Here is a 26434-nt window from a genome sequence, read left to right on the forward strand (position 1 = left end):
CAATTTTAGAAAATAAAAAAACCAGCTTTCGCTGGTTTCTTTATTTTATCTGGCGCGCCCTACAGGATTCGAACCTGTGACCCCGTGCTTCATCACACTATAGTTTTCACTACCACCTAACGGCTTTGTGTGCTGGACTATCCCTTTACCCTAGCAATTAAGCTTTAGGTAGACGCCGTCTAGTCTCTACACCTTCCTAGAAATAACTAGGCTTGGCTCGGGATTGCCAACTCTTAACAAGTAAGGTTTCCCCGAATTTGACGTCTTACACTCTAAACGTTTCCACTTAGAGGCCCAATTTAAATGCTAGCAATGCTAGCGAACCAGAAGGCACGTGCTCTATCCAGCTGAGCTAAGAGCGCTAAGCAAATGATTGTACCCTATTATTTACTCTTTAGCAGCACGTATATTTTTTATGCGTCAAGTTTTATGCGTCAAGTTTACTACTTAGGCTCAAAAAACACTGAAAAAGCATTATTTACAAATAAGGCTTGCCTTTTTATTAAAGACCATGCTATATTACATTCTTTCGGGGCGTAGCGCAGCCTGGTAGCGCATCTGGTTTGGGACCAGAGGGTCGTAGGTTCAAATCCTATCGCCCCGACCAAATATAAAGCCTTGCAGAGTTATTTCTGCAAGGCTTTTTTATTTATGACTGGGTGAGTATTTTATTTGCTTTTACATACAAGCGCGTTTTATCGTGCTCCAGACTCATAACATGATTGGCTCGCTCTATAAGCCTATGCATATGCTTCTGCGCTAAAGCTCTATACGCTTGAGGATTAATATCCGCTAATTGTTCTAAAGCCTTAGCTAAAGCTAACATCACTTCAATTAATGATGCCCCGTCACGCGCTATAGGGGTGAAAAACTCGTCAAACAACTCCTCAAGCGTAGGCTGCATCACATACACTTGATAAGCAACGTCTTCATCTTTAGCTTCCTCACTGTTTTCTTTTTGTAATTCTTGGCAATAATCACTGTATACCGCTAATAAACGTGTGCCGCGCGTAATAATATTAATCGCCGTACCCGGATCATTCACAGCAGCAGAAAGCGCCCTAGAAGCAATCTCCGATAAAGTACGTAAGCCAAAACGGGGATCTTGCTCAAAAGAACGATCTACCGCCAATACAAAGGCGTCATGTATTGCCTCATTTTGTTCAGAGTTAAGCCCTAAACTATAAGCAACTACTGTGGCCGTAGTAATAAATTCACCGGGCCTAGTCACACAAAAAATACGTTGATCTGATTCGGTACACAGCTCCGCTAAAGCACTTAGATCTATATGTTGTAAATAACCGTTCGTGGGGCCGTAAATAGCCATAGCCTGAGCTGGCGCTTTCCACTCTACGGGTAAAAGTTGTGTTTTTTCACAAGAGCGTTGCGCTTGTACTTTTAATGCCTTAGCAGTAACTTTTTCTACGCGTTGCGCCGCCTCTCCAAACCGACCAAACTGCATAAGATGATTAATCCAGCGTAACAGTGCAATCACCACCACCACTACCACTACCAAAGTAACAGCAAAAATCACCACCTTACCGCGACTGCCATACACACCCGCTTGCAAACTAATAATCCCGACAATGCTAAAAACAAAGGCTCCCACAAAACTAGAAAGTACATTTTGGGTGGTTTGATCGTGTATGAGCAACTGGGTAGCTCGAGGTGTTACATTAGTACTCACCGAGTTATATGCCCCCAACATAGTATTCAATGAAAAAGTGGTTACCGCTAACATGCTAGAGGCCAAAATAGTTAAAATACTATGAACCGAATCGGCCCCCACCACATCCGCCCAATCTTTAGGCACATAGCGATTAAACCAAAGCCCACATAAAGCGGTAACTAGCCCAAGTAAAGAAAACAAGGTAACACGTACCCAGATCTCTTTTAATAAAGCCTTTAACTCCCAGATCTTATGTGCTTTCATTATTTCAATCCGCTACCGTTACACCATTTTGACCACTACGCGCTAAAGACTCTATCACAAAACCATTCGTCTTCATTTCTTCTATGAAATCAGATACATACCGCAAGGCCGCATCACGGCCTTTGGGTAGCGCCATGGCTTGATGAATAGCGGTGAAATAACCATCTACAAGGCGATAACCTGGATTTTCCTCACTAAAACCTAACAACGTTTGGCGTACTCCTGCGGCGGCTTCTAAGCCTTGATCTACAAAACCTTGAATGGCGGCAGCAGAAGTGGATAGTTTTACAAGCTCAGCATGCTTTAAATGACGCGATAAAAATAAATCATAGGCCGCCCCCTGCCCCACAGCAATACGCACCCCTTCGCGGTCTAATTCTTCTACTTTTAACCAAGGCGCATTATCTTTAACTAAATACGTGCCTTCTATCTGCACATAGGCTTTAGTGAAATCTATATGTTCACCGCGTTTAGGATCTATGGCCATAAAGGCTAAATCCCAGGCATTTTCAGCAGCCGCTTTCGCCACATCGGCCGCCGCATCATAACTAATAAACCGCGGCACTAGCCCTAAACGACGGCATAACTCACGTGCTAAATCTGGCGATACGCCCAAAGGCACCCCATCCTTACCACGTTGTGCTAATACCGTATTGCCATAGTTTAAGGCTACCCGTAGCTCCCCTTGCGGCGCTAAGCTAGAAATTACGGTATTGATAGTATTATTTATATTTTTTGTCTTGTTTGGCATTGATTGTCTCCACAAAAAAAGCAGCCCGAAGGCTGCTTTTACTAGACGATTATTTACTGCGGTTATTAACCGAATCGCCCTGTAATATAGTCTTCGGTTTCTTTACGAGCCGGGGTCACAAAAATTTGATCGGTATCACCAAACTCCATGAGCTCCCCCATATACATATAAGCCGTGTAATCAGAACAGCGCGCGGCTTGCTGCATATTGTGCGTCACGATAAGCACAGTATAATCGTTTTTAAGCTCGGAGATTAACTCTTCTACCTTAGCCGTAGAGATAGGATCTAAGGCGGAGGTAGGCTCATCTAATAATAGCACCTCGGGCTTAATCGCCACACCACGAGCAATGCACAAACGCTGCTGCTGCCCACCAGATAAACCATTACCACTTTGGCGTAACTTATCTTTAACTTCATCCCAAAGCGCTGCCTTAGTAAGAGCCCATTCTACGCGCTCATCCATTTCCCCTTTACTCAGCTTTTCAAATAAACGCACTCCAAAGGCGATGTTATCGTAAATACTCATAGGAAAAGGCGTGGGCTTTTGAAACACCATACCCACCTTAGCGCGAATCAAGGAAATATCTAAACGGGAAGACAATAAATCTTCACCATCAAGTAATATTTGCCCCTCAGCACGCTGCCCAGGATAAAGCTCATACATACGATTAAAAGTACGCAATAAAGTGGACTTACCACAACCTGAAGGCCCAATAAATGCGGTGACTTTATTTTCTTTGATGCTCATGTTGACATTTTTAATTGCCTGAAAATCACCATAATAGAAATTAAGATCATTAACTTCGATTTTGGTTTTTTCAGTCTTTGGCGTCGTACTTGTACTGTGCATAATAAAATTCAAAAAATAAAAAATAGGGTTTACTTACTGCGAAATAAAGTACGTGCTAGCAAATTAATGGCCAACACAAACAACGTAATTAATACCGCTCCCGCCCAAGCTAAGCGATTCCAATCTTCGAAAGGACTGGCTGCGTACTGAAAAATAACCACGGGCAAATTGGCCATAGGACCATTCATATCTAAAGACAAAAACTGGTTATTTAACGCCGTAAATAATAAAGGCGCCGTTTCACCCGCAATACGGGCCACAGCCAGCAACACACCTGTCATGATCCCCGAGCCTGCTGCTCTATAACTAATATAAACGACTATACGCCATTGCGGACAGCCTAAGGCGGCAGCGGCCTCACGTAAACTATTAGGCACTAACTGCAGCATATTATCGGTAGAGCGTACCACTACCGGAATGACTAATATGGCTAATGCTAGCGCACCCGCCCACCCTGAATAATGTTTAAACTGCGCTACATAAATGGCATAAATAAATAAACCAATCACAATAGAGGGAGCAGACAGCAGCACATCATTTAAAAACCGAGTAGCTGGAGCTAACCAACCCCGCTGACCAAACTCAGCTAAATACGTGCCGGCTAGCACGCCTATGGGTGTGCCTATAAGCGTCCCCACCCCTGCCATCATAAAACTGCCTACGATTGCATTTAACAGCCCTCCTGCCTCACCAGGTGGCGGCGTGGTTTGCGTCAATAAACTTAAGCTTAAAGCACCCCCACCTTTAACAAGAAGGGTAAGAATAATCCAAAATAACCAAAACAGACCGAATATTAATGCTGTCCCTGAAAGAGTAAGCATAAATCGGTTAAAACGCTGCCTGCGATGATAAAGAGGATTATCAGAGCCTAGAATAGAGGTATTTGTTTTTTGCATATGAGTAACCCTTTATACCTTTTAGGCCTTTACGCCTTCATTTTTAGCCAAGTAATACAGCAATAGCTTAGAGATAGCTAACACAATAGTGGTGATCAAAAATAGAATTAAACCTAATTCTAGTAGTGCAGATTTCTGTATGCCGCCTGCCTCATTGAACTCATTCGCTAGGGCTGAGGCAATAGAGTTTGAAGGCGCAAAAATGGAATCAGGTAAATTAAAGGCATTACCTATGACAAAGGTAACCGCCATGGTTTCACCTAAGGCACGCCCCAGACCCAGCATAATACCGCCTATAACGCCATTTTTTGTAAAGGGCAACACCACCTTCCACATCACCTCCCACGTAGTGCTACCTAACCCGTAGGCCGACTCTTTCAACATAGGAGGCACCACCTCAAACACATCACGCATCACCGCCGTAATGAAAGGAATAATCATGATGGAAAGAATCAAGCCAGCCGTAAATACGCCAATACCAAAGGGGGGTCCAGCAAATACAGCTCCCAATACCGGCACTCCATCAAATAATGAAATAATGGCCGGTTGCACGTAGCGTTGAAATATAGGCACAAAAACAAATAAGCCCCACATTCCATAAATAATAGATGGAATAGCAGCCAGCATTTCAATGGCAATGCCTAAAGGTCTGCGCAACCAAGCAGGAGAGAGCTCGGTTAAAAACATGGCAATACCAAAAGACACGGGTACGGCAATGATTAAAGCTATGAATGAAGTAAACAAGGTGCCCACAATAGGTACAAGCGCACCGTATTGGTTATTTACTGGATCCCATTCGTTAGTCCATAAAAAGGCAATGCCATGAGCAGCGATAGACTCCTTACTACCATTTATTAAGGAGATCATAATAGCCGCTAATAAAATAAAAACAAAAAGCGCAAAGCCTTTGGTAATATTTTTAAATAGCAGATCAAAAATAACGTTTTTATTCGATTTCATAAGACTTCCAAATGTCACTGCCATCTTTGGCTTTAATGTCTTGCGCCCAAAGCTGCTGAATTTGCTTCACTACTGCCGGAGGTAACGGTACGTATGACAGCTCAATGGCTGTTTCTCCACCATGATCAAACACCCAATCAAAGAATTCCAATACTGCACGAGCTTTATGCGGACGGGCTTGCTCTTCTTTTAACAATATAAAAGAAGCTGCCGTCACCGGCCAAGAATTTTCACCAGGCTGATTCGTCAGTATGGCCCCCATGCCCGGAGTGTTTAACCAATCCACATTTTCAGCTACGGCAGCAAAGTTTTGCTGCGAAGGCGCTACAAAATTACCGTCTTTATTTTGTAAGCGCACCCAAGCCAAGTTGTTTTGCTGCGCGTAGGCATACTCCACATAACCAATCGTATTATCCAGCTGACTCACGTACGCTGCTACCCCTTCATTGCCTTTACCCCCTTGACCCGCGGGCCATTTCACCGCCTTGCCTTCACCCACTATTTTTTTCCAATCGGGAGAGACTTTTGAAAGGTAATTAGTCCAGCCAAAAGTCGTGCCTGATCCATCTGAACGGTGCACCACTACAATGGTCTTATCAGGAAGCGTCAAACCTTCATTAATAGCTTGAATAGCAGGGTCATTCCAGCGTTTAATTTTTCCTAAATAAATATCCCCTAAAACCAAACCGGATAGTTTCAACTCACCGGGACCCACACCATCAATATTAACTACGGGTACGGTGCCACCAATTACGGCGGGAAACTGTACTAAATTATGTTTGACTAAGTCTTCATACTTCATTGGGTCATCGGAAGCGCCATAATCAACCGTACCGGCAATAATTTGCTGCTGCCCCCCGCCTGAACCTATGGACTGATAATTAACCTGTTTACCTGTTGCTTTATGGTACATAGCAGCCCATTTAGCATAGACAGGATAAGGGAAAGACGCCCCTGCGCCCGTAACATTAGCCGCCTGAGCGCTTAATGCCAAAACACTAAGTACTAGCCCTGTTAATAATTTAAAAACCACACTTTTGATCATAGAAACATCCGCGTGCAAATTCATGAATACTCAATAGTGTAAGACGCCAATATGACAAACTCATGACAAGCTTTCAGTTATTGCCCTAGCTCTTGCATAAGCTGTTTATGTAAATTAACGATTTTTTTATTTGAACTGGGGGTCACCCGAGTGTAATTACCGTCTGGCAGTGCCTCCCAAGCCAACTGATTATCTAATAAAGCATAACTAAAAGCCTCTTTAATTAAACGCGCTTTAATGCGTTTACAGTTAATAGGTACGGCTATTTCCACACGGCGAAAGAAGTTTCTATCCATCCAATCTGCCGAGGACATATACACCGTTTCAGTACCTTGATTATAGAAATAATACACTCTGGCATGCTCTAAAAACCGTCCAACTATGGAGCGCACCCGTATGTTTTCTGATAAACCAATCACACCGGATCGTAAGGCACAAGCACCTCGTACAATTAAGTCTATCTGCACACCAGCTTGACTGGCAGCATAAAGGGCTTGAATAATACGCGGCTCAAGTAAGGCATTCATCTTTGCCATAATATGCGCTTTTTTACCCGCTTTAGCTTGTTCTACTTCAAGGCTAATACGCCTTAACATGGTGTCATGCAAGCTAAAGGGGGCCTGCACTAGCACCTGTAAATTGCGGTGGCCTCCTAAGCCTGTTAATTGGCTAAAAACTTGCTCTATATCTGCTCCTATAGCAGGATCGGCGGTTAATAACCCAAAATCGGTGTATAAACGGGCGGTATGGGGGTGGTAATTACCTGTACCCAAATGCACATAACGTCGTATCCCTTCTTTTTCTCGGCGTAATACCAGCAGCATTTTGGCATGGGTTTTATAACGCAGTACGCCATAACTCACATGGGCCCCCACCTCTTCCAAACGTGCTGCCCAATTAATATTGGTCTGCTCATCAAATCGTGCCATCAACTCCACCACCACAGTCACTTCTTTACCGGCTTTGGCAGCTTGTATGAGTAAATTCATAAGCTCTGAATCTTCACCTGTACGATAAATAGTCTGTTTAATAGCCACCACCTGTGGATCTGCTGCTGCCGCTCGTAAAAAACTCAAAACAGGTTGAAAAGACTGATAGGGATGATGTAACAACTGATCTTGCTGTGCGAGCAGATCAAAAATATCTTTCAAATTTTCTAAACAATTAAATGGGACAGGAACTGGTGCATGATAAGGCCTAAATAGCAAATCAGGTCTATCAGAAATATCGCACAATTGCTCTAAACGCGATAAGTTAACTGGACCTAAGACGGCATAGGTATCTATTTCAGTTAGTACAAATTCTTTTTGCAAAAAAGCTACTAACTCTTGTGGCATAGAAACATCCACCTCCAAACGCACTGCTGCACCAAAATTACGCTGTGATAATTCGCCTTGTAAGGCTTTGCGCAAATTGGTAGCTTCTTCCTCATCCACAAACAAATCACTATTGCGCGTAACACGCCATTGATAGCAACCTTTTACGGTCATGCCTGGGAAAAGCTCATAAATAAATGTACTAATCAAAGCACTCAGCAATACAAACCCATGCGCCATGCCTGCAATACTCGTAGGCATTTTTAGTAAACGTGGTAAGGAACGTGGGGCTTGCACCAACGCCATGGCTGCCGTACGACCAAAAGCATCCTCTCCCGCTAAAGAGACGATAAAATTTAAACTTTTATTATAAACTCGTGGGAAGGGGTGCGCCGGCTCCACACCTATAGGAGTCAATAATGGCATGATCTCATGAAGAAAACGTTGATAACACCACTCATGCTGTGATGCATTCCAAATAGCAGGGCGCAAAAGACCAATACCTTCGCGTGCCAACGCAGGTAGCACTGCTTCTAATAATAAGTCGTTCTGTTTATCTACTAAACCATGCATAAGACGTTGAATGCCTGCTAACGCTTCAGTGGCAGTAAAGCCGTCAGCACGTACCTGCCCAGGGGCTTGAGCAATTTGCTCCTTGAGAGATGCTACGCGTATTTCAAAAAACTCATCGAGGTTTGAACTCACAATACATAAATAACGTAAGCGCTCTAATAAGGGTACAAGAGGGTTTTCCGCCATCGCTAACACCCGCTCATTAAACTTCAATAGGGAGAGCTCACGGTTAATGAGCATGACATTAGAATTTGGAATCATGGCTATATCTTAATGGTTTTTGTAATTATGCTGCAGTGCGGTAATAACAACGTATAATCAACATCTATCTCACAATCTATTATTCATTATGGACCAATTACTTGCCGCTGTAGACTTAGGTTCAAACAGCTTTCGTTTATCTATAGGGCGCGTGGAACAAAACAACGGCCATGCGCAAATTTATGCGGTTGACCGTCTCAATGAGTCTGTACGCTTAGCGTCTCAGATGGGCGCAGATAAGCGTATTCACCCGGATGCGATAAAACGCGCTGTAACCATCTTACAGCGCTTTCACGAGCGCATCGAAGGCTTTCACCCCAATCGTGTACGCGCCGTAGCCACCAATACTTTCAGAGTAGCCTCAAACCGAGAAGACATGCTGGAGGTCGCAGAAGAAGCGCTGGGTTTTCCTATTGAAGTGATTTCAGGCTATGAGGAAGCACGTTTAATTTATGCTGGGGTGAATAATTCTCTACCTCCGTCTCCATCTCGTCGTCTTATGGTAGATATTGGGGGGGGCTCTACAGAAATCATTATTGGCCGTAAAAATCACCCTCAGCTACTCGCCTCGTTAGCTATGGGCTGTGTGAGTTACACCGATCGATTTTTCAGCAGCGGCTTAATTACTGAAAACCGTATGAACCAAGCCATTTGGAGTGCGCGCCGAGAAATAGAAGTGATTGCTCAGCAATACCGTAAAAACGGCTGGCAGCAAGCCTATGGTTCCTCAGGCACCGCTAAAGGTATTGAAGCCATATTAGTGGGGAATGCTTACTCCATTCGGGGCATCACCTTAGAAGGGATGTATTTATTACGCCAAAAACTAGTACGGGATAAACGCGTTATTGTAGAAGACTTACCCGGTATTAAGCTGCACCGTATCCCAGTTTTAGCTGCAGGTTTAGCTATTATGATTGCTATTTTTGAAGAGTTAAAAATAGACATGATGCTGCTAGGCGAAGGCGCCTTACGCATGGGAGTATTGTATGATTTACTAGGTAGGGATTCTGACCGCGACAAACGTGAAGAAACCGTATTACAACTCAAAAAACGTTATCAATTGGATCAAGCACAGGCGCAACGCGTTAAACAAGCCGCCTTATCTTTATTTAAACAGCTGAATCTGACGGCTAATACCGACAACCACGACTTAGAAAAAGCGCTGGGCTGGGCGGCAGATTTACATGAAGTAGGGCTATCTATAGCACATAATGATTTTCATAAGCACTCGGCATATGTGCTAGAACATGCTGATATGCCCGGTTTTTCTCGGGATGACCAAGCTCTACTTGCTTTTCTCACTCTAGAACAGCTAGGTAAACTTGATAAATTAAAAAGTCAGCCTAGCTCTAAAGAACAAAGACTGACTTTATTGTGTTTACGTTTAAGTCTGATGTTGATGCGTAGAAGAGAGGACGTAAACCCCTTACCCCTACGCCTTCAGATGGATAGTACCGGGGCCACTATCTATGCAGATAAACACTGGATCGCCGCTCGACCTTTATCAGAGTTCTCGTTACGAGCCGAACAAAACGAATGGGCTAAAGCGGGGATGAGCGTTAAATTGGTGTATACGAACCGTTTAGCTAAGATCCACGGCTAATAAACGTTCTATACCTTTTTCTACTAAAGATAAGTCTTCAGCTTCTACCATTAAACGTAATACGGGCTCAGTACCGGAAGGGCGTACCAATACACGTCCCCGACTGCCTAAATCTGCCTCTAACTGCTCTTTAGCAGCCACTAAGGCCGCACACTGTGTCCAATCACGGCCTTGCTCCCAATCTATACTCACCATTTTCTGCGGATACATGGTGAGATCTTCTACTAGCTCACGCAATAAACTACCATGATGGCGCATAGCGGTGAGAATTTGAAGCGCAGCAATAATGCCATCCCCGGTAGTATGATAATCCAAACACAATAAATGCCCTGAGCTTTCTCCGCCATAGAGCCAGCCTTTTTCTAAGAGCTTTTCCAATACATAACGATCCCCTACATTAGCTCGTATGAACTCCACGCCTAGCTCTTTAAGACGATTTTCTAAACCCAAATTCGTCATGAGTGTGCCTACTACGCCTTCCACTTTTTCTGTCAGCATACGGTCACGCACAATCATGTAAAGCAACTCATCGCCATTATATAGACGGCCATCACTACCTACCATTTGCAAGCGATCGGCATCACCATCTAAGGCAATACCAATATCCGCACCACGCTCACGTACTACTTCAAGCAAGCGTTCCGGATACATGGCTCCTACGCCATCATTGATATTAAAACCATTGGGCTCAGAGCCCACTTCATAGACTTCTGCTCCTAGCTCACGAAATACATGAGGGGCAATGTGATAAGCAGCGCCGTGGGCTGCATCGACTACGAGTTTTAATCCAGCTAAATCCAGCTCATTTGGAAAGGTGCTTTTACAAAACTCAATGTATCTACCCGCCGAATCTTCTAAGCGTCGCGCTCGCCCTAATTTATCTGAAGGCACACACTTTAGAGGCAGCTCCAAGGCTTGTTCAATTTGCAGCTCAAGCTCATCCGGCAATTTCATGCCTTGTGCTGAAAAGAACTTGATACCGTTGTCATAATAAGGATTATGCGAAGCGCTGATCACAATACCCGCCGTTAAGCGCAAGGTGCGCGTTAAATAGGCTACAGCAGGCGTTGGCACCGGCCCCACTAAAAGCACATCCACCCCGGCTGATGAAAAACCCGCCTCTAAGGCAGACTCCAGCATATAGCCAGAAATACGCGTGTCTTTACCTATCACCACCGTGGGTCTATTAACAGACGTTTGCGCTTTAGATAACACCACACCAGCGGCATAACCCAAACGCAGGGCAAACTCAGCATTAATCTTTGCCCCACCTACTTCACCCCGAATACCATCGGTACCAAAATACTTACGCTCGCTCATTATTTATATTCCTTTTTCTACAGCTAGCCATACTTTTAAGGCATCAGCGGACTCTGCCACATCATGTACTCGCACTACCGCAGCACCACGAGCTACAGCCGCTAACATACCCGCTAAGCTACCCGCCAATCGCTGCTGGGGTGGTTTATCAACCAAGTGACCAATCATTGATTTGCGGGACAAGCCAATAAGCCATGGATAGGCATACGATTCTAACTGAATTTGCGGAAAATCACGTAATAGGCTGTAATTATGCGCAACAGACTTACCAAAACCCAAACCTGGATCAAGCATAATCCGTTCTGAAGCCACACCTGCATGACGTAAGGCGGCTACCTGTTGAGCTAAAAACCGCTGTACCTCTGCATTAACATCCTCGTAATGAGGCTGTTGCTGCATAGTACGCGGCTCACCTTGCATATGCATCACACACAGGCCACAGTTTGAATTAGCCACCGCTTCTATAGATGCTGCATACCTAAAGCCTGCGATGTCATTAATGATATCTACGCCTGCATCTAATACCGCCCGCATCACTTCTGGCTTAAAGGTATCTACAGATATAGGTACGTCTAACACGCGTAAGCCTTCAATCACAGGTAGTAAGCGGTGTAACTCTTCATTTAAAGGCACGGGTTCTGCGCCTGGTCGCGTTGACTCAGCACCTATATCTAAAATATCTGCGCCATCTGCAATCAACCGCTTAGCATGAGCAATAGCAGCATCAGTCTGCAAATACTGACTGCCATCGGAAAAGGAATCGGGGGTAATGTTAACTATACCCATCAATAACGGGCGCTCGAAATTTAATTCGTAGCGCCCGCAAAGCCATGTTTTTTTCATGGAATATATTATTAAATTATTAGTTATTAAATATTAAAACTTACACCACGGGATGCGTAGCCGGTTTGTCATCAGGTGACGCTTCATCACCTTTATCACCACCCTCACGAACCGTTCCCTCAGTCACCTCATCTTCAGCCTTAATGGCACCAGGAGGTGGCGTGTTATCGGAAGAACCAGGCTTTTTCGTGTCATCGTAGTCTTTAGGGGGACGGGGAGGACGGCCTTCCATGATGTCGTTGATTTGATCGGCGTCGATGGTTTCCCACTCAAGCAAAGCTTGAGTCATGGCTTCCATTTTATCGCGATTATCTTCGATTAGCTTACGCGCAATAGCGTATTGCTCATCAATGATGCGACGCACTTCTTGGTCTACCTTTTGCATGGTATCTTCGGACATCGTTGGTCCACCGCCACCCATGAAACCTTGGTTTTCATTTTCGGCGTACACCACAATGCCTAAGGAGTCACTCATGCCGTATTTGGTAACCATATCACGTGCAATTTGCGTAGCACGCTCAAAATCATTAGAGGCACCAGTTGTCATTTGATTCATGAACACCTCTTCGGCAATACGACCACCAAATAACACAGCAATCATATTGAGCAAATGACTTTTATCCATGCTGTAACGATCTTGCTCTGGCAACTGCATGGTGACACCTAAGGCACGACCACGCGGAATAATAGTCACTTTATGCACGGGATCTGTTTTAGGCAATAAACGCGCTACCAAGGCATGACCTGATTCGTGATAGGCTGTGTTTCGGCGCTCTTCCTCAGGCATGATCATGGATTTACGCTCTGCACCCATGATGATTTTATCTTTGGCTTTTTCAAAGTCTTGCATATCAACAGTGCGACCACCGCGACGAGCAGCAAACAAAGCGGACTCGTTAACTAAGTTAGCTAAGTCTGCACCGGAGAAGCCTGGTGTACCGCGCGCAATAATTTGCGCGTCTACGTTAGGAGATAGCGGCACCTTACGCATATGCACATGCAAAATCTGCTCACGACCACGGATATCAGGCAAGGAAACCATGACTTGACGGTCAAAACGACCTGGGCGCAATAAAGCAGGATCGAGTACATCTGGACGGTTAGTGGCTGCAATCACAATAACGTCTTGGCCTTTTTCAAAGCCATCCATTTCTACCAGTAACTGGTTTAATGTTTGTTCGCGTTCATCATTGCCACCGCCCATGCCAGCACCACGCTGACGACCTACCGCATCAATCTCATCAATAAAGATAATGCAAGGAGCTTGCTTTTTGGCGTTTTCAAACATGTCGCGTACACGTGCGGCACCCACACCCACAAACATTTCCACAAAATCAGAACCTGAAATGCTGAAAAATGGCACTTTGGCTTCACCGGCAACGGCACGAGCTAATAAGGTTTTACCGGTACCGGGAGGCCCTACCATAAGCACGCCACGTGGAATACGACCACCTAAACGCTGAAAATGAGAAGGGTCTTTTAGGAAATCCACGATCTCCTGCACATCCTCTTTGGCTTCATCGCAGCCAGCCACATCAGCAAATGTAATGGGGTTTGTATTTTCATCCATCATGCGGGCACGCGACTTACCAAAGCTAAAAGCTCCGCCTTTGCCGCCACCTTGCATTTGCCGCATAAAAAATATCCAGACCCCTATAAGTAACAACATGGGGAACCAAGAAATAAATATGCTGGCCAAGAAAGAAGGCTCTTCACGTGCTTTACCTGATACCTGCACCCCAGATTTAACTAACTCTGGAACCATCCAGAGATCACCGGGTGAAGTTAAGGTATAGGAACGACCGGAATCGGGCGTTACGTGTAAGGTATCACCTTGAATATCGACTTTAGCGATGCGGCCTGAGCGGGCATCGTCCATAAACTGAGTATAAGTCACACCGTCGCTAGCCATCGGGCGCCCGTCAAACTGCTTAAATACAGTAAACAGCACTAACGCGATAACCATCCAAACGGCGACTTTGGAAAATGAGTTGTTCAACACCAACCTCCTAGTTGCTTTAACCTGCACAGCAAAACTGACAATAAACTGTACAAGCGCTATATATGAACATTCTACCCGATAATAGGGCGTCTTAGCGGAATGTTATGTTTTTAATTGGCGTCCAACCAAAAAAGTTTCAGAAGAGCGATCTCTAGACGATTTAGGCTTACGTGTATTCACTTGATGAAAATGCTCTTTAAATAATTTAACTAACTGTGAGTAACCACTGCCGTGGAAGGCTTTAACAATAAGCGCCCCATCTGCTTTAAGGTGATTTATAGCAAAATCAACCGCTAATTCAACCACGTGTTCTATGCGAGCAGAATCAGCGGCGGCCACACCTGATAAGTTGGGGGCCATATCCGAAATTACAAGGTCTACTAATTGACCATCTAATAAACGTTTTAATTCTTCTAATACCTCATCTTCCCTGAAATCACCTAAAATAAAATCCACATCTTCTATGGGCTCCATAGGCAGCATGTCTAAAGCAATAATACGACCATTTAATTGGCCATTTTGTAATAATCGCTCACGCGCCACTTGAGACCAGCTTCCTGGTGCTGCACCCAAATCAACTACAATGTTGCCAGGGTGCAACAATTTTTCTGTTTCTATGATTTCCAATAATTTAAAAGCCGCGCGTGCTCTATAGCCCTTTTGTTGCGCTAATCTAACATAAGGATCATTAATATGCTGCTGCATCCATGCTTTAGAAGTTTTTTTCTTGCCCATTCCCGTACAATCTCATTATGCCTACATTAACTATATCTATTCCGCTACGTAACAAATTACGTGCCGTAGCACATGATTTACGCCCCGTTGTTTTAATTGGAGACAACGGCCTCACTGATGCCGTCCTTAAAGAAATTAACGTGCACTTAACTGTACACCAGTTAATAAAAATCCGGGTATCTGGCGATGATCGTGAAGCTCGTAAAGCCATGTTTGAAAAAATATGCTCTGAACTAAACGCTGAGCCTATTCATCACATTGGTAAAATTCTTACTATCTACCGTGAAAACTCAGAACGCCCCTCGGTACTCGGTGAAGACCCACTTACCACGCGCGCAGTACGTAAGCCTTCTGAACCCTATACACCTAAAAAACTCGCGGCTGCTGGTTTAGTCAAGTCTAAGTCAGGAAAAGTTCGTCCTCGCCGTTAAAAAAATAAAGCCCACATCTATTTAAGAGTTTAAATATCTGTGGGCTTTTTGCTTAGTCTCTCGCAAGCACTAAGCCAGTATTACACATACTCAATCTTTACAATTTCGTACTCACGCGCGCCACCCGGCGCCTGTACGGTTACATCATCGCCTTCACTTTTACCAATTAAAGCACGTGCCACTGGGCTAGAAATAGAGATACGATTCTGGCGGATATCAGACTCTACATCGCCTACAATCTGATAGGTTAACTGCTCCTCAGTATCTAAATCCTCAATGGTTACGGTGGCACCAAATACTACTTTATCGCCCACATTTAAGGTGGTGGGATCAATCACTTGAGCATTTGAGATGGTGCCTTCTAACTCGCGTATGCGCCCCTCTACAAAAGCTTGGCGCTCACGAGCCGCATCGTACTCTGCATTTTCAGAAAGGTCACCGTGAGCACGGGCTTCGGCTATTGCATTAATTACATTGGGGCGCTCTACTGTTTTTAGACGTTTTAACTCAACATTCAGACGCTCAACGCCCTGTATAGTCAAGGGAATCGCAGACATAGTTTTCCTGATTAAAAATGAAAAACGCCCCAAAGAAATAGGAGCGCCATACAAAATATTGTGGGCAAAAGTGGCCAAAAATGCAAGTGCTACATAGTTTTACGCATGGATAAAAACGCATGCATTAAAATAGCACCAAAAGTGGCAGTGCCTATACCATCTAGTTTGATTATACCTAATTCTAAGCTGAAGTTACCAGCACCCAAAATTAAAGTCACGGCAGCGACCAGTAAATTTTTACTTTTACTGAAATCCACTTGATTTACTACCCAAATTCGAGCTCCTGCAATACTGATTAAACCAAACACCACTATAGACATCCCCCCCAACACCGGGCCAGGAATCATTTGAATAATAGCACCAAACTTGGGTGAAAAACCTAAAAATATGGCAATTAATGCGGCGATGGCAAACACTAATGATGAATAAATACGCGTGGCTGCCATAACGCCAATGTTTTCCGCATACGTAGTCACACCGGTGCCACCCATAGAACCCGAGAACATGGTAGCCACACCATCACCTACAAAAGCCCTACCTAAATATTTATCGAGGTTTTGGCCCGTCATGGCAGATACTGCCTTAACATGACCTAAATTCTCAGCCACTAAAATAATAGCCACCGGCACAATAATGGTCATGGCTTGAATTTCAAATACAGGTTTGGAGATGTGAGGTAAACCAAACCAAGCGGCTTGTACTACCTCTGAAGTATCTATGGGCGTGCCCAAACCAAAGCCATTGGTAAAAACAGCATACAATAAACAGGCCACAATAAGCCCTGCAAGAATTAATAGACGTTGGACAATACCCCGACTATAAACCGCCATACCACCTACACAGGCCACCGTCATCAATGCCATTAATGAGTCAAAAGTACCTGCTCCCATAGCACCTTTAGCGGCAATAGGTGCTAAGTTTAAGCCAATCACCGCCACAATAGCTCCGGTGACTACCGGCGGCATCATTTTATTGATGATATGTGCAGCTCCACCCGAGCGGGCATCAGCAAACCACACCACAGCTCCTATAAGCGTATAAACCAAACCACAAATAATAATAGCGCCTAACGCCACGCCTATATTTGGATTTACACCGCTCCCTGCATAACCGGTAACTGCTATCACTCCGCCTATAAAAGCAAAACTGGAGCCTAAATAACTTGGCACGCGGCCGCCCACAAAAAAGAAAAAAATCAATGTCCCTATGCCTGACATTAATATAGCCATATTAGGATCAAAACCCATTAATAATGGCGCTAAGATGGTGGAACCAAACATGGCCACCACATGCTGGGCTGCCATGGCCACACTTTGGGGAGCGGATAAATATTCATCGGGTTGAACAACAGCATCTGGCGCAACAGAACTTACCCGGCGCCAACGCGGGAAATAGGATTCAGACATAATGGGTTGTATTGAGTAGAATGTTTGGTGTTTGTTATACCTTCAAATTGTACTGTATGTACAAAGCAAATTACTTTATTTCCTTATTCTTATTTATTAACACTCTATGCAAGCAACTCATTTTTGGCTTATTCGACACGGTGAAACTGACTGGAATGCAGAGCAGCGCCTACAAGGCTGGCGGGATATGCCGCTCAATAACGTAGGCAAGCAGCAAGCTCTAGCCGTACGACAGTTATTAGAGGCGCAACAAGTTGCTTTTGATGCGGTGATGAGTAGTGACTTGAAACGTGCTGTAGAAACGGCACAAATCGCACTAGAAGGTCATAGCAACACTCCTTTAATACAAGACCCCCAACTGCGTGAACGTAATTACGGTATTTATGAAGGTCACCCTTGGCGACAACTTTTACAGCTGCCCGATCAGCCGGAGCCGGAAATCAATTTACGCGATCCAAACCTAGAGGTTCCGGAGGGAGAAACATTAAAGGTATTTCATGACCGTATTGTTAATGCTTTTTTGCGTATCGCCGCAGAACGTCCCAACCAGCATCTGGCTGTGATTGCTCATGGTGGTGTGATTGATATGGTGTGGCGTCGCATTCAAAATCTAGGTCTCACTACCTTGCGCCCTATGCGTATTATGAATGCCAGTGTCAACCATTTCACTATTGATAAAAACCAACAGTGGCATGAAATCGCGTGGGGCCAAATCGATCACCTTTAAATTACCCAGTATTTAATTCAATAACAAAAAAAGCCTGTGATGCATTGAAAAGCATCACAGGCTTTTTAGGCTTAGTACGATGAATGATTAGCCGCCGTGCATATCTTCTAAAGAATACACAATCAAGCCATCACCATCACGTAAATATTGCAACCCCTCAACCGCTGCTAAGGAACCTGCAATAGTGGTGTAGTAGGCTAAATCTGCTGCCAAAGCATTCGTGCGAATAGTACGTGAATCTACAATAGCATTGCGACGTTCTTCTACCGTGTTTACCACTAAGACAATATCACCATTTTTGATCATGTCTACGATATGTGGACGGCCTTCGGTGACTTTGTTTACCACCTGCACCGCTAAACCTGCAGCCTCAATGGCAGTAGCAGTACCACGCGTGGCCACAATACTAAAGCCTAAATCGATTAAGCCTCGTGCTACTTCCACGGCCTCTACCTTATCGGCATCACGTACGCTAATAAACGCTTTACCAGACTTAGGTAACTTAACACTAGCAGCCATTTGAGACTTCACAAAGGCCTCGCCAAAGCTACGCCCTACCCCCATCACTTCACCGGTGGACTTCATCTCCGGGCCCAGAATGGTGTCAACCCCAGGAAATTTTACAAAGGGGAAAACGGCTTCTTTCACAGCATAAAAGCCCGGCTTGGCTTTGGCGGACATATCTAAGTCTTTAACTTTAGCCCCCGCCATAACTCGCGCTGCCAGCTTTGCCATTTGTAAACCAGTCGCCTTAGAAACAAAGGGAACGGTACGGGAAGCGCGTGGGTTTACCTCTAAGACGTAAACTTCATCGTCTTGGATGGCAAATTGCACGTTCATTAAACCCTTTACATTTAAGGCTTTGGCCATTAAAGCGGTTTGACGACGAATCTCTTCGACTATGTCTTCAGACAAGGAGTAAGGCGGTAAGCTACACGCAGAATCACCTGAATGCACCCCAGCTTGCTCAATGTGCTCCATTACCCCACCAACAAACACATCGGTGCCATCAGATATACAATCTACGTCTACCTCAGTAGCATCATTTAAGAAATGATCCAGTAAAACGGGGGAATCATTACTGACTTTAACGGCTTCGCGCATATAGCGCTCTAAATCAGCTTGCTCATGCACAATTTCCATGGCACGACCACCCAACACGTAACTAGGACGCACGACTAAGGGATAGCCAATCTCAGCCGCTAAGGCAATGGCTTGGGCTTCAGTACGCGCTGTACGGTTTGGCGGCTGACGTAAACCTAGCTTATTAAGCAGCTTTTGAAAGCGTTCACGGTCTTCAGCTATATCAATGGACTCAGGGCTAGTGCCAATAATAGGCACACCATTTGCCTCTAAAGCACGGGCTAATTTTAGAGGGGTTTGACCGCCATATTGCACAATCATGCCCACGGGTTTTTCAATATGCACAATCTCTAGCACATCTTCTAGGGTGAGCGGCTCGAAATATAGACGGTCTGAGGTGTCGTAATCGGTAGAAACGGTTTCAGGATTACAGTTAACCATGATGGTTTCAAAATCATCTTCGCGTAATGCCATCGCAGCATGTACACAACAGTAATCAAACTCAATACCTTGACCAATACGGTTAGGCCCGCCCCCTAAAACAATGATTTTTTTGCGATCAGTGGGCTTGGACTCACATTCGTCTTCATAGGTGGAATACATATAGGCGGTATCGGTAGCAAACTCTGCTGCACAAGTATCTACGCGCTTATATACAGGGCGCACATCTAACTGGTGACGTAATTTACGCACTTCGGACTCAACCGTATCCAGTAAGAACGCCAAGCGACGATCTGAGAATCCACGACGTTTAAGGCCAAATAAGGTATCTCTGTCTAAATCAGCTAATGTTTTTTGCTCTAAGGCCAATTCGATTTTGACGATTTCTTCGATTTGCGCTAGGAACCAAGGATCAATTTTGGTGATATTGTGTACTTCGTCTAGGTTCATACCTTGGGCAAAGGCATCACCCACATACCAAATACGCTCTGGACCGGGCTCACCCAACTCTACTTGCAGTTTTTCACGGTCAGTGGTCATTTGATTCAGACCATCTACACCTACCTCTAAGCCACGTAAAGCCTTTTGAAAGGACTCTTGAAAGGTGCGCCCCATAGCCATCACCTCACCCACCGATTTCATTTGTGTGGTTAAGCGAGAGTTTGCCTGCGGGAATTTCTCAAAAGCAAAACGTGGAATTTTTGTAACCACATAATCAATGGAGGGCTCAAAAGAAGCCGGCGTTAAACCGCCTGTGATTTCATTTTGAAGCTCATCTAAGGTGTAGCCCACCGCTAAACGTGCGGCAATTTTAGCAATAGGAAAGCCCGTGGCTTTGGAAGCCAAGGCCGAAGAACGAGACACACGCGGATTCATTTCAATCACAATCATGCGGCCGTTTTCAGGGTTTAAAGCAAACTGTACGTTAGAACCCCCTGTCTCTACACCAATCTCGCGCAATACCGCAATGGAGGCATTACGCATAATTTGGTATTCGCGATCGGTAAGGGTCTGAGCGGGTGCAACCGTAATGGAATCACCCGTGTGTACTCCCATGGGGTCTAGATTTTCAATGGAGCACACAATAATGCAGTTATCGGCACTGTCACGTACCACTTCCATTTCATACTCTTTCCAGCCCAATAACGACTCTTCAATGAGTAGCTCTTTAGTGGGCGAAGCTTCTAAACCCCGACGACAAATTTCTTCAAACTCTTCTTTGTTATAGGCAATACCACCGCCGGTACCACCTAGGGTAAAGCTAGGGCGAATCACCACTGGGAAACCAGAAGAGTTAATCTCTTTAGCAATACGCTGCTGCACTTCCCAGGCTTCAGCCATGGAATGAGCCACGCCAGACTTGGCAGATTCTAAGCCAATTTTGGTCATGGCGTCTTTGAACTTCAAGCGATCTTCGGCCTTATCAATGGCCTCTGCATTCGCACCTAGCATTTCCACGCTGTGCTTAGCGAGTACGCCTTTTGCCTCTAACTCCAAAGCGCAATTTAAAGCCGTTTGACCACCCATGGTGGGCAGTAAGGCATCGGGCTTTTCACGCTCGATAATTTTTTCTACAGCCTGCCAAGTGATGGGTTCAATATAAATCACATCGGCTGTATCTGGATCTGTCATGATGGTAGCGGGGTTACTATTCACAAGAATAGTACGGTAGCCTTCCGCCTTTAGAGCTTTACAAGCTTGGGCGCCGGAGTAATCAAACTCACATGCCTGGCCAATCACAATTGGGCCAGCCCCGATAATAAGAATGCTTTTTATATCTGTACGCTTAGGCATAATAGTCTGTTTGGGCTGTTAAGCCTGATTGGTAGCCACTAGGCTAATGAATTGGTCAAAAAGTATGGTCATATCACGTGGCCCAGGGGTGGCCTCTGGGTGGCCCTGAAATCCAAATGCAGGCCCCTCAGTAAAGGCTAAACCTTGTAGGCTGCCATCAAAAAGTGAGGTATGAGTCACACGTACGTTTTCAGGTAAGGTGGCGGCATCAATAGCAAAACCATGATTTTGACTGGTGATAAAAACACGCCCATCATCTACCTGTTTAACAGGGTGATTTGCACCATGATGACCGGTTTTCATTTTTACACTTTGTGCACCGGCGGCTAAACCTAATAACTGATGACCTAGACATATACCAAATAAAGGAATTTTTTTATCTATTAATTTTTTAACGGCCTCTATAGCATAATCACAAGCAGCTGGATCGCCGGGACCATTGGATAAAAACACGCCATCAGGTGCTAAGGCCAAAACATCTGCTGCGGAGCTTTGTGCCGGCACAACTGTGACTTTACAACCACGGTCAGCCAATAAACGTAACATATTGCGCTTAACACCGAAATCATATACCACTATGTGAGGAGCCTCAGCGCTTATCTCAGGCTGATTAAAACCCTCACCAAGCTGCCAAGAACCCTGGGTCCAGTTATAACTTTTTTCAGTGCTCACTTCTTTTGCCAGATCTTTACCTTCTAAACCAGCAAAAGAACGAGCTAACTCAATAGCGCGCTCTGTATCAGCACCCACAAGAATACATGCGCTTTGAGCGCCTTTTTCTCGTAGAATATGAGTAAGTTTACGTGTATCTATACCCGCAATAGCAACTATTCCTTGCTGGGTTAAGTAATCGGGCAGCGATTGAGTAGAACGAAAGTTAGAGACGCGTAAGGCGCAATCTCGGATGACTAAACCTGCAGCTTGCACATGTGATGATTCGGCATCTTCGGGATTTACCCCAGTGTTACCAATGTGTGGATAGGTTAGTGTAACGATTTGATCTTTGTAGCTAGGATCAGTGAGAATCTCTTGATAGCCGGTCATGGCTGTATTAAATACAAGCTCAGCTACCGTATAACCCTCGGCACCTATGGAGTATCCTGTAAATACAGTTCCATCGGCAAGGGCTAGGATTGCTCTTGATCTAGCAGTAGACTCGTCAGGAAATAAAGACGGCAGCACGTTGAAACCCCAGTTTTGAATTACAAATAAAATTTATTGATTGTACCTTGAATTTGCTTTTTTTTGGCAGCATTAAATTATGACTACTTTGCTTGAATCTTTACGTGAACACACAACCGTAGTGGCAGATACCGGAGACTTTGAGGCTATGCGCGCCTTTAAGCCTACGGATGCCACTACTAATCCCTCTTTGATTTTAAACGCTGTACAACAGCCTGAATACCAACACTTACTAATAGAAACCGTCAAGCAATACCCGAAGGTCAATGCGGCTGAGCTCAGTGATGCCTTGTTAGTGGCTTTTGGTAAAGCCATTTTAACTATTGTGCCTGGTCGGGTATCCACAGAAGTCGATGCCCGTCTCTCTTTTGACATACAAGCCAGCATAGAACGCGCTCGTCACATTATTGACCTGTATGAAAAGGCGGGCATAGAGCGTGAGCGCGTACTCATTAAACTGGCATCGACTTGGGAAGGCATACAAGCCGCTAAGCAATTACAAAGCGAAGGCATTCATTGTAATCTCACTTTACTCTTTTGCTTACCTCAAGCCATTGCCTGTGCGAAGGCAAAGGCCACATTAATTTCACCTTTTGTAGGGCGTATCTATGATTGGTATAAAAAAGAAGCAGGAGCAAATTGGGACGAGTCAGCTCATTTAGGTGCTAATGATCCCGGTGTACAGTCTGTACGTCAGATTTACAACTATTTTAAAACTTATGATCTGCAAACTGAAATCATGGGTGCTAGCTTTAGAAACAGTGGCCAAATTTTGGCCTTAGCGGGCTGTGATTTATTAACCATTAGCCCAGCCTTACTTAATGAGCTCCAGGCTCAAGAAGGGACGGTAGAAAAACAATTAGATCCTGCAGCAGCTAAAGCTCAGGCACCTGAATGGCAAGCCAGTAACGAAGTGGCCTTTAGGATGGGGTTAAATGCAGATGCCATGGCCACTGAAAAACTAGCCGAAGGCATCCGCTTATTTGTGCGTGATGCCGTTGCTTTAGACCAGCTAATTGCTGAAACCAAGCAACAACACGCTTAGAAAGCGTATAACTACACTTGGCCGGCGTCACCTTGAGGGGGGCGCCACGCTAAGAGCCGTTTTTCTACTAGGCTTACACAGCCATCTAATATGAGAGCAAATACTGTAAGCACAATAATCCCTGCATACACAGTATTCACATCTAGGGTACCTTCAGCTTGCAAGATCAAATACCCTACTCCACTGGCAGAACCCAAATATTCTCCTACCACAGCCCCTACAAAAGCTAAACCCACCGATGTATGTAAACTGGAAAAAACCCAGCTAGTAGCAGAAGGGATATAAACATGACGTAAAAGCTGTTTACGGTTAGCGCCTAGCATACGGGCATTATCCAATAAGGTTTTACTGACCTCACGTACACCTTGGTATACGTTAAAAAAAACAATGAAAAACACAAGAGTAACGGCCAGCGCCACTTTAGACCAAATCCCTAGACCAAACCACATGCCAAATATAGGCGCTAGAATCACTCTAGGCATAGAATTAGCTGCGGTAATATAAGGATCCAATAAAGCACTTACACCTTTGGATAACCCCAACCATAGCCCAAACACCAAACCCGCTACGGTCCCTATTACAAAAGCCAATAAGGTTTCAGTCAGGGTAATGCCTAGGTGATGGTAAATATTGCCATTGACCACAAACCAATTCCAAATCACCTTAGCTACTTGTGTAGGTTGACCAAAGAAAAAGGCCACATTTCGGTCTAGCGAAACGTAATACCAAAGGGCCAAAATAATAAATAATAATAAAAGCTGCCAAAACCGTAAGGTAAGCTTTGACATATTCGTTAACTTTTTCATAATTAAGCCCGTTTTTGCTGGGCATAGCCCTTTAATACTTCCTCTCGCAGCACATCCCAAATGGCGGCATGCAATTCAATAAATCGAGGGTTGTTACGCACCTCTGCTACATCACGAGGACGCTCTATATCTATTTCAAACTCGCCTATAGGGCGTGTAGCCGGCCCAGCGGACAACACCACTACGCGATCACTCATGGCAATAGCTTCGTCTAAGTCATGGGTAATAAATAGCACGGCTTTACGGCTTGCCATCCAGATTTCAAGCACCTCATTTTCCATTAGTTGGCGTGTTTGAATATCCAAGGCAGAAAAAGGCTCGTCCATAAGTATAAGATCTGGATCACGGATAAGCATTTGAGCCAGCATGACGCGCTTACGCATACCGCCAGACATTTGATGGGGATAACGGTCTTCAAAACCACCTAAGCCCACGCGTTTCAACCACTCTTTAGCGCGCTCATCAGCTTCTTTTTTATGTATACCAGCAAATTCTAAACCAGCTGTAACATTGGCTAAAGCAGTACGCCAAGGCAATAAAGCTTCACCCTGAAACATATACCCCGCCCGCTGATTTATACCTTTGAGCTCTTGACCAAAAACCGTGACTGAGCCCATGGTAGGAGCTAATAATCCCGCCCCCACATTAAGTAAAGTAGATTTACCGCACCCTGTAGGCCCAACCACAGAGACGAATTCACCAGGCGCAATACTTAGACTTGCATCTTTAACAGCTACGTACTCCCCCTGCCCATCACGGGCAGGGAATACGCAGCTAATATTATTTAAATGAAGGGCTGCGTTTTTAGGCATCGGGATACTTCTCATTGGCTACGTTTACGAAATCATTAGTCCAGATTTTATTTACGTCAATGCTGTCTTTGTCAAAGTTATCAGCAAAGGCAGCCATAGCATCTAATGCCGTTTGGGGCCCATCTTCAGCCACTCTACCATCTGGCGATAAGGCTTCTAGGTTGTCTTTAATTCCTTGAATATAAAGCGCTGGATCATTCAGTAAATAAGACTCGGGAACAGTTTTGGCAATTTCTTCAGGGGCCGTAGATTGAATCCATTTATTGGCTCTTACCATGGCATTTACTAAGGCTTGAGTGGTGTTGGGATTTTTATCTATAAAGGCTTGGGATACATACAACGAACCTGAAGGCATATTGCCATCAAAAATAGCTTTTGTGTCTGCTAAGGTACGGGTATCGGCAATAATCTGAATCTCGTCCTCTTGCATCAATGTGCCAATAACGGGGTCTAAACCCGCTAAAGCATCAATTTGCCCTGTGCGCAACGCCGTTACTGCTCCGGCACCACCGCCCACACCAATAAACGACACGTCTGAAGGCTTTAAACCATTTTTTTCTAAGAAAAAATTAACCATCATATTAGTGGAGGAACCCGGCGCAGTAACACCTATCTTCTTACCTTTTAAATCCGCAGGACTTTTGTAGTCAGGCATGGTTTCTTTGGAAACAGCTAATACAATCATAGGAGCACGACCTTGTTGCACGATGGCACGGTAATCTTGCCCTTTAGACTGTAGATTAATGGTGTGCTCAAAAGCCCCAGACACCACATCAGCGCTACCACCCACCACAGCCTGTAGGGCTCGTGATCCACCCGCAAAGTCAATAACCTCAACGTCTAGGCCTTCATCTTTGAAGTAGCCATTAATATTAGCAATAGTTAGCGGTAAGTAATAAATCAGTGCCTGCCCACCTACAGCAATCTTCACTTTTTTTTTCTCTAGGTCTAGGCTTTGCGCCCATAAAAACCCAGGAGTTAAACTAAAACCGCCTAAAATAGCGGCTATTTTTAATACATCGCGACGTGTAAAAGACATCTTTGCTCTCCTAAAACTCACT

At 44.7% G+C, this 26434-nt stretch carries 22 protein-coding genes and 1 tRNA gene; 5 read left to right on the top strand and 18 right to left on the bottom strand.

Features of this window, described 5'->3' with window-relative positions:
• The first annotated feature begins 530 nt into the window (after positions 1 to 530).
• Positions 531 to 607: transfer RNA gene (locus AC2UZJ_RS03175), tRNA-Pro, on the top strand.
• Positions 608 to 649: 42 nt separating this feature from the next.
• Here AC2UZJ_RS03175 and AC2UZJ_RS03180 read toward each other — a convergent pair.
• The 7 genes from AC2UZJ_RS03180 to ppk1 all read right to left on the bottom strand — a co-directional run bounded on the left by AC2UZJ_RS03180 (position 650) and on the right by ppk1 (position 8586).
• Positions 650 to 1933 (bottom strand): DUF2254 domain-containing protein, encoded by a 1284-nt coding sequence (locus AC2UZJ_RS03180; protein WP_486948677.1) that lies wholly within the window; start codon positions 1931 to 1933, stop codon positions 650 to 652.
• 4 nt (positions 1934 to 1937) lie between these two features.
• On the bottom strand, positions 1938 to 2684 hold the full coding sequence (locus AC2UZJ_RS03185; protein ID WP_486948678.1) for an ABC transporter substrate-binding protein: 747 nt from the start codon (positions 2682 to 2684) through the stop codon (positions 1938 to 1940).
• Positions 2685 to 2749: 65 nt separating this feature from the next.
• The gene (gene pstB, locus AC2UZJ_RS03190) at positions 2750 to 3535 is read right to left on the bottom strand and encodes a phosphate ABC transporter ATP-binding protein PstB (protein ID WP_486948679.1); all 786 of its coding nucleotides are present in this window, start codon (positions 3533 to 3535) and stop codon (positions 2750 to 2752) included.
• Positions 3536 to 3564: 29 nt separating this feature from the next.
• Positions 3565 to 4431: a phosphate ABC transporter permease PstA gene (gene pstA / locus AC2UZJ_RS03195; protein ID WP_486948680.1), complete on the bottom strand. Its 867-nt coding sequence runs from the start codon at positions 4429 to 4431 to the stop codon at positions 3565 to 3567.
• A 21-nt stretch (positions 4432 to 4452) separates the two neighbouring features.
• Positions 4453 to 5415 carry a phosphate ABC transporter permease subunit PstC gene (pstC, locus tag AC2UZJ_RS03200; protein ID WP_486948681.1) on the bottom strand — a complete coding sequence of 321 codons (963 nt, stop codon included), beginning with the start codon at positions 5413 to 5415 and terminating at the stop codon, positions 4453 to 4455.
• Positions 5378 to 6436 carry a phosphate ABC transporter substrate-binding protein PstS gene (gene pstS, locus AC2UZJ_RS03205; protein WP_486948951.1) on the bottom strand — a complete coding sequence of 353 codons (1059 nt, stop codon included), beginning with the start codon at positions 6434 to 6436 and terminating at the stop codon, positions 5378 to 5380. Before pstS ends, pstC begins: the two co-directional genes overlap by 38 nt.
• 77 nt (positions 6437 to 6513) lie before the next feature.
• Entirely contained in the window at positions 6514 to 8586 is a 2073-nt protein-coding gene (gene ppk1 / locus AC2UZJ_RS03210; protein ID WP_486948682.1) for a polyphosphate kinase 1, read from the bottom strand.
• Positions 8587 to 8674: 88 nt separating this feature from the next.
• On the opposite strand from ppk1, the gene AC2UZJ_RS03215 reads away from it, so the two are divergent.
• Positions 8675 to 10189 (top strand): Ppx/GppA phosphatase family protein, encoded by a 1515-nt coding sequence (locus AC2UZJ_RS03215; RefSeq protein WP_486948683.1) that lies wholly within the window; start codon positions 8675 to 8677, stop codon positions 10187 to 10189.
• Here the strand turns inward: AC2UZJ_RS03215 and glmM are convergent.
• The 4 genes from glmM to AC2UZJ_RS03235 form a co-directional block, all read right to left on the bottom strand.
• A complete protein-coding gene (glmM, locus tag AC2UZJ_RS03220) occupies positions 10169 to 11509 on the bottom strand; it encodes a phosphoglucosamine mutase (protein WP_486948684.1) in 1341 nt (446 codons plus the stop codon). The genes AC2UZJ_RS03215 and glmM overlap by 21 nt on opposite strands.
• A 3-nt stretch (positions 11510 to 11512) precedes the next feature.
• Positions 11513 to 12352 (bottom strand): dihydropteroate synthase, encoded by an 840-nt coding sequence (gene folP, locus AC2UZJ_RS03225; protein ID WP_486948685.1) that lies wholly within the window; start codon positions 12350 to 12352, stop codon positions 11513 to 11515.
• Between the two features lie 40 nt (positions 12353 to 12392).
• The gene (gene ftsH, locus AC2UZJ_RS03230) at positions 12393 to 14351 is read right to left on the bottom strand and encodes an ATP-dependent zinc metalloprotease FtsH (RefSeq protein WP_486948952.1); all 1959 of its coding nucleotides are present in this window, start codon (positions 14349 to 14351) and stop codon (positions 12393 to 12395) included.
• Positions 14352 to 14456: 105 nt separating this feature from the next.
• Positions 14457 to 15089 (bottom strand): RlmE family RNA methyltransferase, encoded by a 633-nt coding sequence (locus AC2UZJ_RS03235; protein ID WP_486948686.1) that lies wholly within the window; start codon positions 15087 to 15089, stop codon positions 14457 to 14459.
• A 17-nt stretch (positions 15090 to 15106) separates the two neighbouring features.
• On the opposite strand from AC2UZJ_RS03235, the gene AC2UZJ_RS03240 reads away from it, so the two are divergent.
• On the top strand, positions 15107 to 15520 hold the full coding sequence (locus AC2UZJ_RS03240; RefSeq protein ID WP_486948687.1) for a YhbY family RNA-binding protein: 414 nt from the start codon (positions 15107 to 15109) through the stop codon (positions 15518 to 15520).
• 80 nt (positions 15521 to 15600) lie between these two features.
• Here the strand turns inward: AC2UZJ_RS03240 and greA are convergent, their stop codons facing one another.
• Both greA and AC2UZJ_RS03250 read right to left on the bottom strand, forming a co-directional pair.
• Positions 15601 to 16077, bottom strand: a complete 477-nt coding sequence (gene greA / locus AC2UZJ_RS03245; protein ID WP_486948688.1) for a transcription elongation factor GreA — start codon at positions 16075 to 16077, stop codon at positions 15601 to 15603.
• Between the two features lie 89 nt (positions 16078 to 16166).
• Positions 16167 to 17483: a solute carrier family 23 protein gene (locus tag AC2UZJ_RS03250; RefSeq protein WP_486948689.1), complete on the bottom strand. Its 1317-nt coding sequence runs from the start codon at positions 17481 to 17483 to the stop codon at positions 16167 to 16169.
• Positions 17484 to 17589: 106 nt separating this feature from the next.
• Here AC2UZJ_RS03250 and AC2UZJ_RS03255 point away from each other — a divergent pair, with 106 nt between their 5' ends.
• Positions 17590 to 18210 carry a histidine phosphatase family protein gene (locus AC2UZJ_RS03255; protein WP_486948690.1) on the top strand — a complete coding sequence of 207 codons (621 nt, stop codon included), beginning with the start codon at positions 17590 to 17592 and terminating at the stop codon, positions 18208 to 18210.
• Positions 18211 to 18297: 87 nt separating this feature from the next.
• Here the strand turns inward: AC2UZJ_RS03255 and carB are convergent, their stop codons facing one another.
• Both carB and carA read right to left on the bottom strand, forming a co-directional pair.
• Complete coding sequence (carB, locus tag AC2UZJ_RS03260) at positions 18298 to 21528, bottom strand: carbamoyl-phosphate synthase large subunit (protein ID WP_486948691.1); 3231 nt, start codon at positions 21526 to 21528, stop codon at positions 18298 to 18300.
• A gap of 18 nt (positions 21529 to 21546) precedes the next feature.
• Positions 21547 to 22710 (bottom strand): glutamine-hydrolyzing carbamoyl-phosphate synthase small subunit, encoded by a 1164-nt coding sequence (carA, locus tag AC2UZJ_RS03265; RefSeq protein WP_486948692.1) that lies wholly within the window; start codon positions 22708 to 22710, stop codon positions 21547 to 21549.
• A gap of 79 nt (positions 22711 to 22789) precedes the next feature.
• On the opposite strand from carA, the gene tal reads away from it, so the two are divergent.
• Positions 22790 to 23755 carry a transaldolase gene (tal, locus tag AC2UZJ_RS03270; protein ID WP_486948693.1) on the top strand — a complete coding sequence of 322 codons (966 nt, stop codon included), beginning with the start codon at positions 22790 to 22792 and terminating at the stop codon, positions 23753 to 23755.
• Between the two features lie 11 nt (positions 23756 to 23766).
• Here the strand turns inward: tal and AC2UZJ_RS03275 are convergent, their stop codons facing one another.
• The 3 genes from AC2UZJ_RS03275 to AC2UZJ_RS03285 are packed head-to-tail and all read right to left on the bottom strand — an operon-like array spanning position 23767 to position 26412.
• Positions 23767 to 24561, bottom strand: a complete 795-nt coding sequence (locus tag AC2UZJ_RS03275; RefSeq protein WP_486948694.1) for an ABC transporter permease — start codon at positions 24559 to 24561, stop codon at positions 23767 to 23769.
• Between the two features lie 2 nt (positions 24562 to 24563).
• Positions 24564 to 25373, bottom strand: a complete 810-nt coding sequence (locus tag AC2UZJ_RS03280; protein WP_486948695.1) for an ABC transporter ATP-binding protein — start codon at positions 25371 to 25373, stop codon at positions 24564 to 24566.
• Positions 25366 to 26412, bottom strand: a complete 1047-nt coding sequence (locus AC2UZJ_RS03285; protein WP_486948696.1) for an ABC transporter substrate-binding protein — start codon at positions 26410 to 26412, stop codon at positions 25366 to 25368. The genes AC2UZJ_RS03280 and AC2UZJ_RS03285 overlap by 8 nt, the downstream gene beginning before the upstream one ends.
• Positions 26413 to 26434 lie beyond the last annotated feature (22 nt).

Source organism: Paenalcaligenes sp. DL 309 (assembly GCF_057475285.1).

What these genes read in the sequence shown, in the direction of transcription:
- AC2UZJ_RS03180 (WP_486948677.1), bottom strand. Translation starts at nt 1,933, where the DNA reads ATGAAAGCACATAAGATCTGGGAGTTAAAGGCTTTATTAAAAGAGATC.
- AC2UZJ_RS03185 (WP_486948678.1), bottom strand. Translation starts at nt 2,684, where the DNA reads ATGCCAAACAAGACAAAAAATATAAATAATACTATCAATACCGTAATT.
- pstB (WP_486948679.1), bottom strand. Translation starts at nt 3,535, where the DNA reads ATGCACAGTACAAGTACGACGCCAAAGACTGAAAAAACCAAAATCGAA.
- pstA (WP_486948680.1), bottom strand. Translation starts at nt 4,431, where the DNA reads ATGCAAAAAACAAATACCTCTATTCTAGGCTCTGATAATCCTCTTTAT.
- pstC (WP_486948681.1), bottom strand. Translation starts at nt 5,415, where the DNA reads ATGGCAGTGACATTTGGAAGTCTTATGAAATCGAATAAAAACGTTATT.
- pstS (WP_486948951.1), bottom strand. Translation starts at nt 6,436, where the DNA reads ATGATCAAAAGTGTGGTTTTTAAATTATTAACAGGGCTAGTACTTAGT.
- ppk1 (WP_486948682.1), bottom strand. Translation starts at nt 8,586, where the DNA reads ATGATTCCAAATTCTAATGTCATGCTCATTAACCGTGAGCTCTCCCTA.
- AC2UZJ_RS03215 (WP_486948683.1), top strand. Translation starts at nt 8,675, where the DNA reads ATGGACCAATTACTTGCCGCTGTAGACTTAGGTTCAAACAGCTTTCGT.
- glmM (WP_486948684.1), bottom strand. Translation starts at nt 11,509, where the DNA reads ATGAGCGAGCGTAAGTATTTTGGTACCGATGGTATTCGGGGTGAAGTA.
- folP (WP_486948685.1), bottom strand. Translation starts at nt 12,352, where the DNA reads ATGAAAAAAACATGGCTTTGCGGGCGCTACGAATTAAATTTCGAGCGC.
- AC2UZJ_RS03235 (WP_486948686.1), bottom strand. Translation starts at nt 15,089, where the DNA reads ATGGGCAAGAAAAAAACTTCTAAAGCATGGATGCAGCAGCATATTAAT.
- AC2UZJ_RS03240 (WP_486948687.1), top strand. Translation starts at nt 15,107, where the DNA reads ATGCCTACATTAACTATATCTATTCCGCTACGTAACAAATTACGTGCC.
- greA (WP_486948688.1), bottom strand. Translation starts at nt 16,077, where the DNA reads ATGTCTGCGATTCCCTTGACTATACAGGGCGTTGAGCGTCTGAATGTT.
- AC2UZJ_RS03250 (WP_486948689.1), bottom strand. Translation starts at nt 17,483, where the DNA reads ATGTCTGAATCCTATTTCCCGCGTTGGCGCCGGGTAAGTTCTGTTGCG.
- AC2UZJ_RS03255 (WP_486948690.1), top strand. Translation starts at nt 17,590, where the DNA reads ATGCAAGCAACTCATTTTTGGCTTATTCGACACGGTGAAACTGACTGG.
- carB (WP_486948691.1), bottom strand. Translation starts at nt 21,528, where the DNA reads ATGCCTAAGCGTACAGATATAAAAAGCATTCTTATTATCGGGGCTGGC.
- tal (WP_486948693.1), top strand. Translation starts at nt 22,790, where the DNA reads ATGACTACTTTGCTTGAATCTTTACGTGAACACACAACCGTAGTGGCA.
- AC2UZJ_RS03275 (WP_486948694.1), bottom strand. Translation starts at nt 24,561, where the DNA reads ATGAAAAAGTTAACGAATATGTCAAAGCTTACCTTACGGTTTTGGCAG.
- AC2UZJ_RS03280 (WP_486948695.1), bottom strand. Translation starts at nt 25,373, where the DNA reads ATGCCTAAAAACGCAGCCCTTCATTTAAATAATATTAGCTGCGTATTC.
- AC2UZJ_RS03285 (WP_486948696.1), bottom strand. Translation starts at nt 26,412, where the DNA reads ATGTCTTTTACACGTCGCGATGTATTAAAAATAGCCGCTATTTTAGGC.